General features: G+C 65.5%; 17 protein-coding genes. 16 read left to right on the top strand and 1 reads right to left on the bottom strand.

What is annotated here, in order from left to right:
• Window positions 1-8: 8 nt before the first annotated feature.
• The 16 genes from CG50_RS17450 (at window position 9) to CG50_RS14790 (ending at window position 14405) form a co-directional block, all read left to right on the top strand.
• Entirely contained in the window at window positions 9-131 is a 123-nt protein-coding gene (locus tag CG50_RS17450) for a hypothetical protein (RefSeq protein ID WP_338048289.1), read from the top strand.
• Between the two features lie 223 nt (window positions 132-354).
• Window positions 355-837, top strand: a complete 483-nt coding sequence (locus CG50_RS16925) for a hypothetical protein (RefSeq protein WP_152559554.1) — start codon at window positions 355-357, stop codon at window positions 835-837.
• A gap of 97 nt (window positions 838-934) precedes the next feature.
• A complete protein-coding gene (locus tag CG50_RS14845) occupies window positions 935-1375 on the top strand; it encodes a hypothetical protein (RefSeq protein WP_036640053.1) in 441 nt (146 codons plus the stop codon).
• 22 nt (window positions 1376-1397) lie between these two features.
• Complete coding sequence (locus CG50_RS14840; RefSeq protein ID WP_036640051.1) at window positions 1398-2342, top strand: phage tail tube protein; 945 nt, start codon at window positions 1398-1400, stop codon at window positions 2340-2342.
• A gap of 22 nt (window positions 2343-2364) precedes the next feature.
• A complete protein-coding gene (locus tag CG50_RS14835) occupies window positions 2365-2772 on the top strand; it encodes a hypothetical protein (RefSeq protein WP_036640049.1) in 408 nt (135 codons plus the stop codon).
• Between the two features lie 113 nt (window positions 2773-2885).
• Window positions 2886-3044 carry a DUF7697 family protein gene (locus CG50_RS17495; protein ID WP_449295443.1) on the top strand — a complete coding sequence of 53 codons (159 nt, stop codon included), beginning with the start codon at window positions 2886-2888 and terminating at the stop codon, window positions 3042-3044.
• Complete coding sequence (locus CG50_RS14830; protein WP_036640047.1) at window positions 3041-5137, top strand: phage tail tape measure C-terminal domain-containing protein; 2097 nt, start codon at window positions 3041-3043, stop codon at window positions 5135-5137. The genes CG50_RS17495 and CG50_RS14830 overlap by 4 nt, the downstream gene beginning before the upstream one ends.
• A complete protein-coding gene (locus CG50_RS14825) occupies window positions 5138-5764 on the top strand; it encodes a DUF2460 domain-containing protein (protein WP_036640045.1) in 627 nt (208 codons plus the stop codon). It abuts the gene before it with no gap.
• Window positions 5761-6060 carry a hypothetical protein gene (locus CG50_RS14820; protein ID WP_081880473.1) on the top strand — a complete coding sequence of 100 codons (300 nt, stop codon included), beginning with the start codon at window positions 5761-5763 and terminating at the stop codon, window positions 6058-6060. Before CG50_RS14825 ends, CG50_RS14820 begins: the two co-directional genes overlap by 4 nt.
• Window positions 6057-6962: a DUF2163 domain-containing protein gene (locus tag CG50_RS14815; RefSeq protein ID WP_036640040.1), complete on the top strand. Its 906-nt coding sequence runs from the start codon at window positions 6057-6059 to the stop codon at window positions 6960-6962. The genes CG50_RS14820 and CG50_RS14815 overlap by 4 nt, the downstream gene beginning before the upstream one ends.
• Complete coding sequence (locus CG50_RS14810) at window positions 6955-7410, top strand: C40 family peptidase (RefSeq protein WP_036640038.1); 456 nt, start codon at window positions 6955-6957, stop codon at window positions 7408-7410. The genes CG50_RS14815 and CG50_RS14810 overlap by 8 nt, the downstream gene beginning before the upstream one ends.
• 5 nt (window positions 7411-7415) lie before the next feature.
• Window positions 7416-11387 (top strand): baseplate multidomain protein megatron, encoded by a 3972-nt coding sequence (locus CG50_RS14805; protein ID WP_036640035.1) that lies wholly within the window; start codon window positions 7416-7418, stop codon window positions 11385-11387.
• Window positions 11388-11399: 12 nt separating this feature from the next.
• Entirely contained in the window at window positions 11400-13283 is a 1884-nt protein-coding gene (locus CG50_RS14800; protein WP_036640032.1) for a DUF2793 domain-containing protein, read from the top strand.
• A 17-nt stretch (window positions 13284-13300) separates the two neighbouring features.
• The gene (locus tag CG50_RS17255; protein ID WP_169743356.1) at window positions 13301-13447 is read left to right on the top strand and encodes a hypothetical protein; all 147 of its coding nucleotides are present in this window, start codon (window positions 13301-13303) and stop codon (window positions 13445-13447) included.
• Between the two features lie 68 nt (window positions 13448-13515).
• Complete coding sequence (locus CG50_RS14795; RefSeq protein ID WP_051910059.1) at window positions 13516-14154, top strand: peptidoglycan recognition protein family protein; 639 nt, start codon at window positions 13516-13518, stop codon at window positions 14152-14154.
• A gap of 23 nt (window positions 14155-14177) precedes the next feature.
• The gene (locus CG50_RS14790) at window positions 14178-14405 is read left to right on the top strand and encodes a hypothetical protein (protein WP_036640030.1); all 228 of its coding nucleotides are present in this window, start codon (window positions 14178-14180) and stop codon (window positions 14403-14405) included.
• 100 nt (window positions 14406-14505) lie between these two features.
• Here the strand turns inward: CG50_RS14790 and CG50_RS14785 are convergent.
• The coding region (locus CG50_RS14785; protein WP_211248639.1) for a reverse transcriptase domain-containing protein at window positions 14506-15916 on the bottom strand (1411 nt) is incomplete at its 5' end.

The following is a 15916-nucleotide window of genomic DNA, read 5'->3' as shown; positions in this document are numbered from 1 at the left end:
CCCAGACGGTGCCGGTGTTCCTACTGCTGCGGCAGGTGAAGATGCCGAAGAAGCTGGACCTCGACGGGTTGGCGCGAGAAGCAACGGTCCGACTGCCGGGGGCGATCTTGGGGGCGTGGAGGTTAGTTTAGTCTCAGAAAATCAATAATCTGTCATGAAACTCAACGCAGCGAGTTGGTAACTGAGCAATGATCAGCACCTGACGCGAAGCGCTCCACGAGTCGTATTGACTAGTTGATTTGACCGGTCTAAACAACTAGTAAAGCCAATCGCACTTCCGAGGCGCAAATGTCAAAGTCACCAATCCGCAAGACTATCGCACAAAGCACCTTCAAGACTCACTGGTCGAGATACATGCGCGAAGTCGCCTCCGGTGAGGCGATTGTTCGGGTCAAGGATCAGACTGACTCCAGCTTTCTTGTGGCTTGCCAGCGCGACGACGCCCCGGACGTCTGGGTGGCGATTGCGGCAACGGAAGCCAAGGAACGGCTCTCAGATATTTTCGCACAAGTGAAATCAGGTGTTGTCTTCCGTGTCGAAAATAGGAGGGGTGGGGTCGTCTACCTTCGGCCATTTCGAGGCTATGACTACCCCTTGGCGAAGGCAGTCAGAAAGTACTGGGAAGATCGCCTTGCATCAGAGCTTACCCAACCTGAGACAAAGCAAACTGTTGAAACGACGCTCGAAGAACTGATCAAGTCAGGTCAATCTTCTCTCGAAGGTCAAGTTGAGAAACTCACGAAGCTTGTTCGGCATGTTATCAGGGAAGGCCATGGTCTCCAAACCTACACGGCAGACCAAATCAGAAGAGATGCTGAAGGTGATGATCTAATCTAGGCTTGGTGAATGGGATATCGCCCGGGCATCGATCTGACATTTTTATAATGACCCGCTGGGCCTTTTAGGAACAGCCTCGACGCCGGAACCCCACCCCATGCCCACGCAATCCACGACCGAGCGCCTGCTCGCGTCGCTTCATAGCCTATTGTCCGGCGCGATGCCTCCCGGGGCCAAGGTCCTGCGCAATGCGATCCTGCCCGAGAAGGTACCTGCGGCCGGGGTGGTGATCCTGCGCGATGGCGACCCGGGGCCACCGGAGGTGTGGCTGTCGCCGCCCGGCTATTACTACGAGCATCGGGCCGAGATCGAAGTGGTGGTGGACGGAACCCCGGCCGCCCGGGATGCCGCGTTCGACGCACTCCGCCTTACAATCGGCACGGCGCTTGCCGCAGATCGGACGCTCGGCGGTCTCTGCGACTACATAACGCCCGAGGCGCCGGAACCGGTGCTGCTGGCAATCGACGGCAACGAGGGTCTGAAGGCCACGGTGATCCCGGTGATCCTCGCCTACGCCACAACCGACCCGCTTCTCTGACCAACTCCGAAAGGACTGATCCATGGCCCGCCAGCCCGGCGCGCGGACGCAAGTCGCGTTCGCCTTCGAATCCGTTTACGGCACGCCGCCCGCCAGCGGCTATCGCCGGATGCCCTTTGCAACGACGACGCTCGGCTCCGAACAGGGTCTCTTGTCGCCTGAACTCCTCGGCTACGGCCGCGACCCGCAGGCGCCGATCCGCGATGCAGTCAATGTCGATGGCGATGTCGTCATTCCGATGGACGCCGAGAACCTTGGCTTCTGGCTGAAGGCGATCTTCGGGCAGCCCACCACGACGGGCACGACGCCACGGACCCATACCTTCCAGTCGGGCGGCTTCACTCTGCCCAGCATGGCGATTGAGACGCAGATGCCCGATGTGCCGCGGTTCGCGATGTATTCCGGGCTCGTGGCCGATCGCATCCAGTGGCAATCGCAACGGTCTGGGCTCTTGACGGCTACAGTCGGCCTGATCGGCCGCGGCGAGACGGTTGCGGCCACCACGGCCGCCGGTGTCCTGACCGACGCCACCCTGCCCCTGCAACGCTTCGGGAACTTCCAAGGCTCAATCACGCGGAACGGGGCCGCGCTGGGCAACATCGTCTCGGCGCAGGTGTCCTATGCCAACAACCTCGACCGGATCGAGACCATTCGCAACGACGGGCTTCTCGAGGGGCTGGACCCATCGATGACGGCCCTCACGGGATCGATCGAAGCCCGCTTTGCAGATCTGACGCTGGTGAACCAAGCGATCGCCGGTGACCCCTGTGAACTGGTCTTCGCCTGGAGCCTCGGGGCGAACGCGTCCCTCACCTTCACCGTCCACGCCGCCTATCTGCCGCGGCCCCGCATCCCGATCAACGGGCCGCAGGGCGTGCAGGCCACTTTTGAATGGCAGGCAGCCCGGGCCACGTCCCCCGCCCGCATGTGCACCGCCGTCCTCGTCAACACGACCGCATCCTACTGATCCCCCAACACGGAGCCTTCCCATGATCCGCCTGAACCTATCCCCTGAACCCGCCTGGCTCGACCTCGGCGGCGGGGTCCGCTTGCGCCTTGCCCCCCTGACCTCCGCCCTGATCGGCGCCGCCCGCAGCGACAGCCAAGTGGCCAGCCTTCCCGAAGACGCCCCGGCCGATCAGGTGGCCGTCGCCCTGGCCAAGGCGATCGGGTCGCTCGCCATCCTAGACTGGGAAGGCGTCGGCAATGCCGAGGGCTATCCGGTGCCGCCGACGCCCGAAGCCGTCGCCGCCCTTCTCGACCTCTTCCCGCTCTTCCAGCGTTTCCAGACGGACTATGTCGCCAAGGGCCTGATCCTGGCCGATGAGGGAAACGCCTCCGCGCCCTTGCCGAATGGCACTTCGGCGGGGGCGAAGGCTACTGCGCCGGATGCGTAAAGCCCTGCCCCGCCTGCCCCGCTGACCTCCACCGCCCCCGCACCTTCGAGGCCTGGCAGGTCTGGGAACTCGCCCAGTCCCTCCGCGGCCAGTTTCGCGCCATCCCCGGCGGGGTGGTCGGCTGGGACATGACGGCCGCCTTGGCCATGGCCGAGGCGCTGGGCCTGAACCGGCTGATCGCGGCTGAGCTTCTGCCCCTGATCGAACCCTACGCCGTGCGCGGCATCAACGCCCAAGTGAGAGCCCAAAACCATGACGAGACTGGATCATGACCGGCCGATCTGAACGCCGGGTCTCGGTGCGCCTTGTCGCGACCGGCGGCCAAGCGCTGAAGGCCGAACTGGTCGGCATCGGCCAGGAAGGCGCCCGGGCGATGACCCTGATCGAAGCGGCGGGCCCGCGGGCGGCGGCGGGATTGAACGCGGCCGGGGTTTCAGCAGGCGAGGCCATGCGCCAGATGCAGGACCTTGCAGATCGCGCTGCGCGGGCGGCCAGCGCCTTGCGTCAGGCGGGCGCGGTATCGGGCTCGGTCATGAACACGGTGAACCGATCCACCGGCGTGTCGGGCGGCATGGCGCGCGATGCGGCCGATGTTGCCGCCTATGGCCGAGCCCTTGATGACCTGCGGGCCAAGCACAACCCGCTCTTCGCGGTGGTTCGGGATTACCGGACCACCCTGACCGAGATCCGGCAGGCCCATCGCGTCGGGGCAATCTCGGCCGAAGAGATGACGGCGGCGATTTCGCGGGAACGGCGGGCAACGCTGGCCAGCATCGCGGCAATCAAGGGCCGAACCACCGCGCTGGGCGGGATGAGCACGGCGACCCGCAACGCCAGCCACCGCATGGCAAACCTGTCCTTTCAGCTTCAGGATATTGGCGTGTCGCTCGCAGGCGGCATGAATCCCTTCATGGTCATGGCGCAGCAAGGCAGCCAGATTTCTCAGATTTATGGCTTTGGGAATGGTGGCGTCGGCGCCCTCTTCCGCGATCTGGGCGGTATGGCACGAACCCTCGGCCAAGGGGTGCTGCAAGTCGCCGGGCGCTTCCCGCTGGTAACGGCTGCCGTGGCGCTGGGCTCGGCTGCGATTGCAGGGATGCGCAACGAGATCAATGAGACCACCGGCGCGCAGGTCAGTTTCACCGACGTCGCCCAGGCCGCCTGGCAGGTCTTCGCAGAGAACATCTACCAGATCGGCAAGCCGGTCTTCGACACGATCCGCGGCTGGTGGGACAATGCCGTCGCCTGGGCCGATTGGGCCTGGGAGCGGATTGTCGACGGCGTGATCTGGATGGGCGACCTCGTCATCAACGCCTTCAAGGTCGCAGCGGCGGGTGCGACCTATGCCTTTCAGGGGGTGCCGGATGCAGTCGGCGCCCTTGCGGTCGTGGCCGCGAATGCGGTCATCGATGCCGTCAACTGGATGATCGAGAAGGCGCTGGCCGGGATCAACGCTCTGGCCGAGGCGGCAAACGCAGCGCTGGAAGCGGTCGGGCTTGATCCGGCGCTGTCCACACTGGACCCGGCGACGTTTCGGATCGACAGCGTGGCAAACCCCTATGCCGCCCGGGATGCGGAACGTCGCGCGGCCTTGGCGGCGCAAATCCGCGGCATCGTCTCAGGCTCGCCGCTCTCGGAATACTTCAACGACGTCCGTGATCGCGCGCTGCAAATTTCGATCACGCCCGACGATCCGGCTGAAGGTGGCGCGGGCGGCGGCGGAGGACCGTTGCGGACGGCCGAAGAAGTTGCCGCCGCGGCGGATATTGCCGCCACCGGGTGGGCCGCCGTCAGCGAGGCGCTCTCCACCTACGCAGCCGAGGCCGCCAATTGGGGCGGCGGCGTGGGTGAGGCGATCACCAGCGCTTTTCGGGCGGGCGAAGAGGCCGTCGCCGAGTTCGTCCGCACAGGGAAGCTGGACTTCTCGAGCCTTGCCACCTCGATCATCGCCGATCTGGCCAAGATCGCCTTCCGCCGCTTCGTCTTCGGGCCCCTCGCCTCGGCGCTGGGCGGTGTTCTGGGCGGGATCGGCGGGGGCATTGGCGGCGGATCGATTTCCGCCGGGGTCTATCACGCTGGCGGCCGGGTGCCCGGCCCCGCCAGTATGATGATCCCCGCGGCTGCGCTGGCCGCTGCCCCACGCTTCCACAATGGCGGCGGAATGGGCCTTGGCTCCGACGAATATGCCGCCGTCCTTCTGCGCGGCGAACGCGTTCTGAACCGTGCCGAGACCCGCGCCTGGGAGAGGGGCGCGGGCACCACCGTCAATATCTATGCCCGCGATGCCGAGAGCTTCCGCGCCTCCCGCGCGCAAGTCGCCTCCGACATCGCCCGGGCCGTGGCCTATGGCCGAAGGAGCAGCTGAATGGCGTTTCACGAGATACGGTTTCCGGACGGGATCAGCCGGGGCGCAAAGGGCGGGCCAGAACGGCGCACCCGGATTGTCGAATTGGCCTCGGGCGACGAGGAACGCAACGCCTCCTGGGCAAACTCGCGGCGGCGCTACGATGTCTCCTATGGCGTGCGCCGGGCTGACGATCTGGCCGCGGTCGTTGCCTTTTTCGAGGCTCGCAACGGCCGCCTGCATGCGTTCCGATTCAAGGATTGGTCCGACTACAAATCCTGCCTGCCTTCGGCCGCGCCCGCGCCCACCGACCAGATCATAGCCACCGGCAACGGATCGGCCACCACCTTTGCCCTGACCAAGACCTATGCCTCCGGCGCGCAATCTTGGGCGCGGGCGATCCTGAAGCCTGTGGCGGGAACAGTCACGGTTTCGCTGAACGGGGTGGCGCAGGGATCGGGCTGGTCGATCAACACCACCACCGGGATCGTCACCTTCGCCGCGGCGCCCACCACCGGCGCGGTGATCCGAGCAGGGTTCGAATTCGACGTGCCGGTGCGGTTCGACACCGACGAGTTGCCCGTCACGCTCGACATCGAACGCACCGGTTCCATTCCCTCCATTCCCCTGATCGAGGTGCGCCGATGACCCCACCCAAAGACCGCAACACCATGGGCTATGTCGCCTATGTCAGTCTTGCCCTCGCCCTTTCTGCCCAAGGCGGGGCGGCAATCTGGTGGGCCGGGATCATCAACACCCGCGTCGCCATGCTAGAACGACAACTGGACGATCTGGCCATGATCCGACCCGAGCAAATTCGCGACGTGGCCGAAGCGGTACGCGCCATCGCCGTGATCGAAGAGCGGATGATCCGCCTCGACGAGAACATCGCCCGCATTGGCGCTGCCGTCGGCCGCCTTGAACAACAGGACCGCACCCCATGAAGACCCTGCCTGCGGGCTTCCAGGCGCATCTGGATGAAGGCACCACCACTATTGCTGGGTGCTGGCGATTGCAAAGGCGCGATGGCGCTGTCTTCGGGTTTACCGATCATGACCGGGTGCTGGCCTTCGCGGGGACCAGTTTCGAACCCGAGACCGGTTTCGCGGCCAGCGAGATCAGAAGCTTGGGCGATCTGTCGGTTGACGCCCAAGACGTCCAAGGCGCGCTGCGGTCAGACCGGATTACCGAGACCGATATCGCCGATGGCCTCTGGGACAATGCGGCCGTCGAGGTCTGGCTCGTGAACTGGCAGGCGGTCAGCCAGCGCGTGCTGATGAGGCGCGGCAGCATCGGCGAGATCAGGCGGGGGCGGCACGCCTTCACCGCCGAGGTTCGGGCTCTGGCGCATCTCTTGAACCAGCCGGTCGGCCGGACATTCCAGTATTTCTGCGACGCGACGCTGGGCGATCCGCGCTGCGGGGTGAACCTGACCAGCGCCCTGTATCGCGGCACGGGGTCGGTCACGGCGACGGTCGGCGATCGACGGTTCACCGTGGCCGCGGGCCTTGGTGGGTTCGCGAGCGGCTGGTTCGATTTCGGGGTGGTGGAATGGACCTCTGGCGCCAATTCCGGGCGGCGGACGGAAGTGGCGGGTCACACGCTTGCTAGCGGCACGGCCACGATCACCCTGATGGAAGCGCCGGTGCGCCCTATAGCGCCAGGCGACGCCTTTGCGATCACCGCAGGCTGCGACAAGCGCCACGCCACCTGCCGCGACCGGTTCGGCAATGCGATCAATTTCCGCGGCTTCCCTTCCATCCCCGGCGACGATCTGGTCACCCGCTACCCGAACGAGACCGACGCCAACTCCGGCGCGCCCTTGCGCCCCGTCGCAGATGGCTGAGACCCGCACCCTGGCCGATCCCGCCCGGGTGGTGGCGATCGCGGAAAGCTGGCTCGGCACGCCTTACCTGCATCAGGCCTCAGCTCGGGGTCTAGGCACCGATTGCCTCGGGCTTGCCCGAGGCATCTGGCGCGATCTGCACGGGGCCGAACCCGTCGCCCCGCCGCCCTATACCCGCGATTGGGGCGAAAGCAGCGGCCGCGAAGTGATGTGCGAGGCCGCCCGGTCCTTCCTGATCGAGATCCCGTTAGGCGCGGCCGCACCCGGGGCGCTCATCCTCTTCCGCATGGTCGCAAGCGGCCCGGCCAAGCACTGCGGCATCCTCGTGCCGGGGCCCGACGATTTGCTGGCTCTGATCCACGCCCGCGAGACCACCGGCGTCACGCGCGAACCCTTCACCCTGCCCTGGCGCCGCCGCGCCGTGGCGGCTTTCCTCTTTCCAGGCTGATACCCATGGCAACCATGCTCCTCGCCGCCGCCGGTTCCGCAATCGGCAGCGCCTTCGGTGGTGCGCTTCTCGGCTTCAGCGCCGCCACGATCGGCGGCGCGATCGGGTCTTTCGCAGGCTCCGTCATCGACAGCCTGATCATCGGCTCCCTCGCACCCGATCAGCGGATCGAAGGGGCCAAGCTTGACGATCTGCGGCTGACCTCGGCCACCGAAGGCGCGGTGATCCCGCGGCTCTACGGCACGATGCGGCTGGGCGGGAATATCATCTGGGCGACCGATTTCCGCGAGGAGCAGTTCCGCCAGACCCAAGGCGGGGGCAAGGGCGGTGGGCCGAAGGTCTTGACCGAAGGCTATCGCTACTACTCCTCCTTCGCCGTGGCGCTGTGTGAAGGGCCGATCGGCGGCGTCTGCCGCATCTGGGCCGACGGCAAACCCTTCGACGTTCCGGGCGCCGTGATCCGGGTGCATCTTGGGTCCGAGGCCCAAATGCCCGATCCGTTCATCGAAGCGAAGGAAGGCGCTGGGCAGGCCCCAGCCTATCGCGGCGTGGCCTATGTCGTGTTCGAGGATCTGGCGCTCGAGAGTTTCGGGAACCGCCTGCCCCAGTTGTCCTTTGAGGTGATCCGCCCCTCTCCCGATCCCGGCGCCATGGAACGACTGGTGAAGGCAGTGAACCTGATCCCTTCCGCGGGCGAGTTCGTCTATGCGACCGAGACGGTCACCCGCACCACGGCCGCGCCGGGTCTCTGGGGGTCTTCGGGTGGCAATGGCACCTCCACCCCGGAGAACGAGAACAGCGTCGAAGGCCTGCCCGATCTGATCGCTTCTCTGAACCGGCTGGATGCCGCCCTGCCGGAGTGCGAGGCCGTCTCCCTCGTTGTGTCCTGGTTCGGCACTGACCTTCGGGCAGGAAGCTGCCAGATCAAGCCGGGCGTCGAATCCACCACCAAGACCACCACGCCCATGATCTGGCGGGTGAATGGCGTCACACGCACCGGGGCGCATGTGGTCTCCACTGTCGATGGAGGCCCGGCCTATGGCGGCACGCCCACCGATGCGGCCGTCGTGCAAGCCATCCAAGACCTGAAGGCGCGGGGCAAGCGCGTCACCTTCTACCCCTTCATCCTGATGGACATCTCGGCGGCCAACACCCTGCCGAACCCCTATTCGCCGAACGGCATCGCGCCCGGCCAGCCGGTCTATCCCTGGCGCGGGCGGATCACCTGCGCCCCCGCCGCGGGTTTCGCGGGCACTGTCGACAAGACGGCCGCAGCAGGGGCGCAGGTTGCGGCCTTCTTTGGCACCGCCGCGCCCGGGCAGTTTGCGGTCTCAGGCACGACAGTCAGCTTCACTGGCAGCGTTAGCGATTGGGGCCTGCGCAGGATGATCCTGCACTATGCCCACCTATGCGCCGCGGCCGGGGGCGTCGATGCCTTCCTGATCGGCACCGAGATGCGCGGTCTCACGCAAATCCGCTCAGGCGCTTCCACCTATCCCGCCGTCACCGCCTTCGTGCAACTGGCCGCCGATGTCAGCGCCATCCTCGGGCCTGTCACCAAGGTCAGCTATGCCGCTGACTGGTCGGAATACTTCGGCCACCAACCGGCAGACGGTTCGGGCGATGTCTTCTTCCACCTCGATCCGCTCTGGGCTTCACCGCATGTGGATTTCGTGGCCATCGACAACTACCTGCCGCTCTCCGACTGGCGCGACGGCGACGATCACCTCGACGCCCTGGCCGGTTGGCAGGGCCCGCAGCAGTCCGCCTATCTACAGGCCAACATCGAAGGTGGCGAAGGCTACGACTGGTTCTATGCCTCCTCGGCCGACAGGATTTCTCAGACGCGGACGGCGATCACCGATGGTGCGGGCAAGCCTTGGGTATTTCGCCCGAAGGACCTGCGGAACTGGTGGAGCCAGCCGCATATCAATCGCCCAGGCGGCGTGGAAAGCGGCGGGCCGACGGCTTGGGTGCCAGGATCAAAGCCGATCCGCTTCACCGAAGCGGGTGCGCCGTGCGTCGATCGCGGCACGAACCAGCCGAACGTCTTTGTCGACCCGAAGTCGTCGGAATCCCTGCTGCCACACTTCTCGCGAGGCTGGCCCGACGAGTTCATCCAGCGCCGCTATGCCGAAGCCTTGATCGGCTACTGGGCCAACCCGGCCAACAACCCGGCCGCCAGCCTCTATTCCGGCCGCATGATCGAGACGGCCGAGATTGCCCTCTGGACATGGGATGCCCGGCCCTTCCCGGCCTTCCCTGCCCGCAGCGACGTCTGGTCCGATGCCGAGAACTGGCGCCTCGGCCATTGGCTCACGGGGCGCGCCGGGGCAACCGGCCTTGCCGAACTGGTCGCTGAGCTTTGCGCCCGCGCTGGGCTGGCCGCGTCCGATTTGGACGTCAGCGATCTTGCCGGGTCTGTGCCGGGCTTCGCCGTCAACGCGATCGAAAGCCCCCGTGCCTCAATCGAGACCCTCGCCCGCCTCTTCGGTTTCGATGCCTTCGAGGCCGAGGGCAAAATCCGCTTCCGCATGCGTGGGCAACTGCCGGTCGCCACGATCACCCTTGACACGCTGGTTGCCGCCAGCCGCGAGGCCGAGGATCTGGAATTGACCCGGGCTCAAGAAACCGAACTGCCACTCGCCCTCAAATGGCGCCTGATGGCGCGGGATGAGGAATTTGCCGGGATCACGGTCGAGGCCCGCCGGATTACTGTCGACACGGCCCGGATTTCCGCAGAGCAACTGCCGATCGCCTCGACCAGTGGCGCCGCCGAACGCGGGGTCCGACGGGCCCTGTTCGAGGCCTGGGTCGGCCGCGAGAAGGCGAGCTTCACCCTCCCGCCATCGCGCCTCGCGCTGGACCCGGCCGATGTGATCCTGCTCGATCACGACAACCGCCTGATCGAATTCGCCCTGACCTCGATCACCGACGGCGCAGGAAGGCGAGTCGAGGCGCGCCGGTCGGATCGCGCGCTTTACGATCTGGCGCCGGGTAGCGATCGAGGCGCGACTTCGGGCGCGAAGGCCGTCTATGGGCCGCCCCTGGTTGCCTTGATGAACCTGCCGCAGCTGTCGGAAGATTTCCCGGACTGGCAGCCTTATGCCGCCGCCCATGCCGCTCCGTGGTATGGCACGGCGGCGGTCTGGCGATCGGCCACGACCGATGGTTTCGCGGTCCTGACCACCATCGCCCGGCCCGGCTGGTTCGGCACCCTCGCCTTCCCCTTCTATGCGGGGCCGACCAACCGCTTCGACCGCGGCAACGAGCTTTGGGTCGACATGATCGCAGGCCAGTTCGCCAGCGTCAGCGATGCGGCCGTGTTTTCCGGCACGAACTGGGTGGCAATCGAGACCGCGCCTGATCTCTGGGAGATCGTGGGGTTCGCGACCGCCAGCCTGCAATCGCCCGGGCGCTGGCGGCTGACCCGGCTCTTGCGCGGGCTTCTGGGCACTGAGGACGCGATCGCCAATCCTGCCCCGGCCGGGGCGCGTGTCGTCGTGCTGGACGGCGGGGTCAAACCCCTGCCGATCGGCAGTGCCGATTATGGCGCAGCCTGGAACTGGCGGATCGGCGCCTCAAGTAAGCCCGCGGGCGATCCGGCGAATCTGGCCGTCGCCTTTGCACCCACGGCCCGCGGTTTGCGCCCCTGGCGGCCTTGTCATGCCCGGCGGCTCAATCTGCCCGGCGGCGATATCGCCCTCAGCTGGACCCGCCGCACCCGGGCCTTCGCGGGCGACAACTGGGCCTTGACCGAAGTGCCGCTGGGCGAGGCGGCCGAGAGCTACGAGATCGATATCCTGAACGGCGCCACGGTCGTGCGAACCGCCACGGGTCTCACCACGCCCGCCTTCATCTACACGGCCGCGATGCAAACCTTCGACTTCGGCGCCCCGGTTTCCGGCCCCCTTTCAGTGCGCGTCGCGCAAACCGGCGCCCTGGGCCGGGGCGCGATCCTCGACATCACCCTTTGATCCGGAGGCCCCATGGCCGACACCCCGAACATCCGCCTGACCTTTCTCGAGGCGAACCAGGCGCAGAAGCATATCACCGTCAACGAGGCCTTCCGCGCCCTCGATGCCCTCGTGCAGCCCGCCGTGGAAAGCAGCGGCCTGAACACCCCGCCAGGATCGCCGGTCGATGGTGCCCGCTATGTCGTAGGCGCGGCACCGACTGGCGCCTGGGCGGGCCAAGCCTTGGCGATCGCCGCCTGGCAGGATGGGGCCTGGGCTTTCTATCCGCCCGCGGAAGGCTGGTCTGTCTGGGATCGTACCACCGATGCTGCCCTGACCTTTCTTGGCGGGGTCTGGGTCCGGCAGGCGGGGCTCCCCTTCCCCGACAACCTCTTCCGCCTGGCCGATGATGCCGATCCGACGCGGCTCGCGGCCTTCGATCTCTCTGGCCTCTCGGCGGGCACGACCCGCACATTCACCCTGCCGAACCTATCGGCGACCCTCGCCCATCTCGGCAACGCCGCGCAGACCTTCGCGGGGGCCACGACCTTCTCGAACGCCTCGGTGACGATCGGCACCGCGACGACGACTGCCACCTATGGCATCGGCACCGGCGGCACGACGACCGGGGTCACCAAGACGGTGAACCTGGGCACTGGCGGCGCGGCCGGGTCGACGACGGTGATCAACTTGGGCTCAACCATTGCCGGAGCGCTGGGCAGCACCATCATCAACACGCCCACGATCACCTTTGCGGCCAGCGTCACCGCGATCGGCGCGGCCGCGGCGAACATCACTGCTTTGGGTCTTGGGCTTGGTGGCGCCTCGCCCGATGCTTCGAACCGGCTCAGCGTCAATGCCGCCGCCACGCTTTTGAACAACGCGGGCGGATCGCATGAGGCGACGATCAACAAGGCCGCCGTTGGGAATGATGCCAGCTTGGCTCTGAAGACGGGGTTTTCGGCGCGGGCGCTGTTTGGGCTTTTGGGCACGGACGATGTGACTCTGAAGGTGTCGCCCAACGGCTCAGCCTTCTTCGATGCCTTCGTGATCGATCGGGCAACCGGGCGGGCGGAGTTCCCGGCGCCGATCGTGATCCCGGGCCTCTCCGCCGTGCCTGCATCGCCCCCGGCAGGCAGGCTTGCCCTCTACGGCCGCCAGCGCGCGGGCGCCCCTTGGCTGGAAGTCGTCCGGCCTTCCGGGCGCGACTTCCCCTTGCAGCCGCACATGGGCCTGAACCGGATCGGGGCCTGGGCCCCGGTCTCCGCGACAACGATCGCCGCGCAGGGCATCGCCTTGACCAGCGTCGGCACCGTCAGCCACCCCGCCTTGGCGGCGGGAACGCTTCTCTCCAGTTCCCGGCGCTGGCGCTTGACCTCGGCCGCGGTCGTCGACTCCGTTTGCGATCAGCGCTCGGCTGTCACCGCCTGTTGGCGGGGCAATGCCGTTGGCCTCGGCGGCTTCACCCTCGTCGCTCGGATCAGCCTGACCACGTTGCAGGTAACCGGAATGGGGTTCTTCGGGCTGTTGTCCTCGGTCGCGGCCTTGGCGGTCACAACGACGCTTTCCACGCTCGTGGAGGCGATCGGCCTCGGCTTCCAGCGCGGCACGCACACGAACTGGCAACTGGTCAGCAATGACGCCACCGGCGCGCCGACCCTCGTGGATCTCGGCGCCGGGTTCCCGGTCGCGACGGCCGGGTTGATCACGTGGACGATCTGGTGCCCGGCGGCGGGCAGTTCGATCTGGCTGCGCGCGGTGAACGAGCTGACGGGCGCCGTCTTCGAACAGGAAGTGACTACCGACTTGCCCCAGGCGGCGACTTTCCTTGCCCCGCGCCTTTTCCTGAACAACGGCGCCACCGCCGCGGCCGTCGCCTTCGAATGCACCGGCCTCTACCTCGAGACCGACTTCTGACCCTGAAAGGAGCCTCCATGTCGCCTGCCGCCTCATCCGCCTATGTCGCCGAATTGCGCCAGCAGATCGCGATCCTCTCCGAACGCTGCGCCCTTCTTGCCGCCGAACTCGCCGCCGCCCGGGAGGTGCAAAGCTCCCCACCGGACCCACCCGCCGCTGGTTGAACTCCGCCCAGACCGCCCCGCGCCCCGCCTTTCCGGTGGGTTTTTCTTTGCCTGAAAGGACCAAATTCATGACCGACCAAATCGATGCGCTGAAAGCCCTACAAATGGCGCTGGCGCGCCTTGGTTACTACACCGGCGCGATCGACGGCCTCTTCGGCTCGCGCACTGAGGCCGCCCTCAAGGCGGTTGCGGCCGAGGGCGGCGCTATCCGCAACCTGAAGCATCCGGCCGCCTCAACACCAACCGGGCCCATGATTTTCCAGGGCAGCGTCCGCTACCCCGTGGACGAGATCGTCATCCATTGCGCCGCCACTCACCCGGACTGGATGCGCGGACAGCCCCTCACCGCCAAGCGCAAGGAGATCGACCGCTGGCACCGCGAAGAACGCGGCTGGCGCAAGATCGGCTACCACCACCTGATCGATCGCGACGGTGCGATCCTGCCTGGCCGGGCAGAGACCGAGATCGGCGCCGGGGTCGAAGGTCACAATCGCGGCGTCATCCACATCTGCCTGATCGGCGGCGCGGGTTCGGCCGCCACCGATCCCTTCGAGCGCAACTTCACCGCCGCCCAGGATCGCGCCCTGCGCGGTCTGATCGACGCGATCCGCGCCGAGACCGCCATCACCCGCATCACCGGCCACAACGACCATGCCGCCAAAGCCTGCCCGGGCTTCGTCGTGCGCAACTGGATCAACCGGGCCTGAAACCCACCAAAGGAGTGACCAACATGAACCTGATCAATCAGCCCACTCTTCGCCCTACCCGGAAAATGGCTGCTGTCGGCTGGACCAGCCTTCTGGGCCCGATCGTGGCCGCAATCATTGCGCCCTGGCTGCCGGGGCTGTCCGAGGCCTGCGGGGGCGAGGTGGGGGCTTCACTCGTCGCCGGAGGGCTTGCGCTGGCGCAGGGGGCGGTGAACGTCGTGGCAGGGTATGTCGTGAAAGAAAGGGAGTGAGGCCCGAACCGCACCGCGATTTCGTAGATGGTTGAGCGGCGCGCGATACAGCTAATCCTCCTGAATGGCACGCGCAGTCAGGAAATGGGCCTTGCCCCGTTTAGGTCCCCCGTCCATGGGCAGCAAACAAAGCTCTCGTGGACGGTATGCCATACACAAGCATCTGAATTTCAGCGCTTTTGCCCTTCAGGCTGCGCCGCACGAATTCCTGATAGTCGAGGATATGGGTGGCGACATGATCGTCCAGCTGTTGGAACGGCTGTAAATCGGTGCAGAACGCAAACGCCTTTTGCCATCCATATATTCGCCTACCAATGGCGTCCAGAGTAGCGCTCTGGGATAACTTTATATCGAGGCCTCCGCCCTTACGAATTGCTTCCCGAATGGCTGCCTTCGAGTTGGAAAGGGCCTCTGTCACGCTGTTTCGCATGTTCTGCACCGATTGCTTGCTCGGCACGCAGCGGTTTGGCTGGATCGTGCAACCAAGAAAGGTGATCGAGTTAGCGCACTCCCCACGATCGGCTTTTCCCGAACCATCCGAAGCCTTGTACAGTCCAAAACCAAAGCCAGTCAGCGTTTTTTCAGCACAACTGATTGCGGCTTCTAGGTCCGCTTCTTTTGGGGATACCATTAGTATGTCGTCGATGTAGCGGATCGCGGTCACACCCATATCGTTTAGAGCATGATCCATGTCGTAGAGGAGCACGTTTCCGGCGAATGCTGAAAGTGACGACCCTTGAGCAACACCGATCCCGCCCTTCGGGAACAGTTGGGTGTAGCCCTCGAGCTCTTCAGGATTGGCAAGGTGAACTTCCAGTGCCGCCGCAAACAGGTCAGACAGAGCGTCATCCTGTGTCTCACGGCGAACAAAACCCACAACGGTGGCAGTTGGAATCTTCGTGAAGAACGATCGGATATCCGACTGGTAGAAATACTTCGCTCCACCATCGATCGCCTCTCTTATCGACCTGATTGCCGGGCGCACGCCTCCGTAGGGGTTCATAAGGCCCCCGACGCCGTACTTGGAATGGTTCACGTCGTTGATCTTGCCGAGGCGGTCATCAATCTTCGTGTTCGATCGGGAATCAGGGTCTTTGGGGTCGAGTAGAACCCGAGGCTGCAACACCTGAAGAATTGCCCTTTGAACCACCCGGTTCTGTAAGGTGGCAATAGCGATCGGTCGCGGGTCTTTGCCTTGCGAAAGCCTCTTTTTCTTGTCCTTCAGTACACCCTTGACCGGGTCGAACTTAAAACGGCCTTCCCTGAGTTGGGTAATCAGTCTTCTGAGGTGCTTCTGATGTTCATGTTCGAACTCAGCAGCCTGGCCCTTGATTTCGGTATTCCCGGAGGTCAGAGCGCTCCGCTTAACGTGCCTCCAGGCAGCAAAGACATTCTGCTCGCTTCGAACCTCTTCAAATAGACTTCTCATATGTTCTCCGTTCGGGTCCCCCATTCGTACAGCCCCGACCGTTGACGGGCACCCATCCACTGCGCACGGCTGGGCCGCGACG

The sequence above is a fragment of the Paenirhodobacter enshiensis genome, assembly GCF_000740785.1.
Taxonomy (GTDB): Bacteria; Pseudomonadota; Alphaproteobacteria; order Rhodobacterales; family Rhodobacteraceae; genus Rhodobacter; species Rhodobacter enshiensis.
Note: the sequence above shows the minus strand (reverse complement) of the source record. Positions and strands in the feature narration are given on the sequence as shown.

Excerpts from the sequence above, each read along its gene's own strand:
- CG50_RS16925 (WP_152559554.1), top strand. The coding sequence starts at position 355 with ATGCGCGAAGTCGCCTCCGGTGAGGCGATTGTTCGGGTCAAGGATCAG.
- CG50_RS14845 (WP_036640053.1), top strand. The coding sequence starts at position 935 with ATGCCCACGCAATCCACGACCGAGCGCCTGCTCGCGTCGCTTCATAGC.
- CG50_RS14840 (WP_036640051.1), top strand. The coding sequence starts at position 1,398 with ATGGCCCGCCAGCCCGGCGCGCGGACGCAAGTCGCGTTCGCCTTCGAA.
- CG50_RS14835 (WP_036640049.1), top strand. The coding sequence starts at position 2,365 with ATGATCCGCCTGAACCTATCCCCTGAACCCGCCTGGCTCGACCTCGGC.
- CG50_RS14830 (WP_036640047.1), top strand. The coding sequence starts at position 3,041 with ATGACCGGCCGATCTGAACGCCGGGTCTCGGTGCGCCTTGTCGCGACC.
- CG50_RS14825 (WP_036640045.1), top strand. The coding sequence starts at position 5,138 with ATGGCGTTTCACGAGATACGGTTTCCGGACGGGATCAGCCGGGGCGCA.
- CG50_RS14820 (WP_081880473.1), top strand. The coding sequence starts at position 5,761 with ATGACCCCACCCAAAGACCGCAACACCATGGGCTATGTCGCCTATGTC.
- CG50_RS14815 (WP_036640040.1), top strand. The coding sequence starts at position 6,057 with ATGAAGACCCTGCCTGCGGGCTTCCAGGCGCATCTGGATGAAGGCACC.
- CG50_RS14810 (WP_036640038.1), top strand. The coding sequence starts at position 6,955 with ATGGCTGAGACCCGCACCCTGGCCGATCCCGCCCGGGTGGTGGCGATC.
- CG50_RS14805 (WP_036640035.1), top strand. The coding sequence starts at position 7,416 with ATGGCAACCATGCTCCTCGCCGCCGCCGGTTCCGCAATCGGCAGCGCC.
- CG50_RS14800 (WP_036640032.1), top strand. The coding sequence starts at position 11,400 with ATGGCCGACACCCCGAACATCCGCCTGACCTTTCTCGAGGCGAACCAG.
- CG50_RS17255 (WP_169743356.1), top strand. The coding sequence starts at position 13,301 with ATGTCGCCTGCCGCCTCATCCGCCTATGTCGCCGAATTGCGCCAGCAG.
- CG50_RS14795 (WP_051910059.1), top strand. The coding sequence starts at position 13,516 with ATGACCGACCAAATCGATGCGCTGAAAGCCCTACAAATGGCGCTGGCG.
- CG50_RS14790 (WP_036640030.1), top strand. The coding sequence starts at position 14,178 with ATGAACCTGATCAATCAGCCCACTCTTCGCCCTACCCGGAAAATGGCT.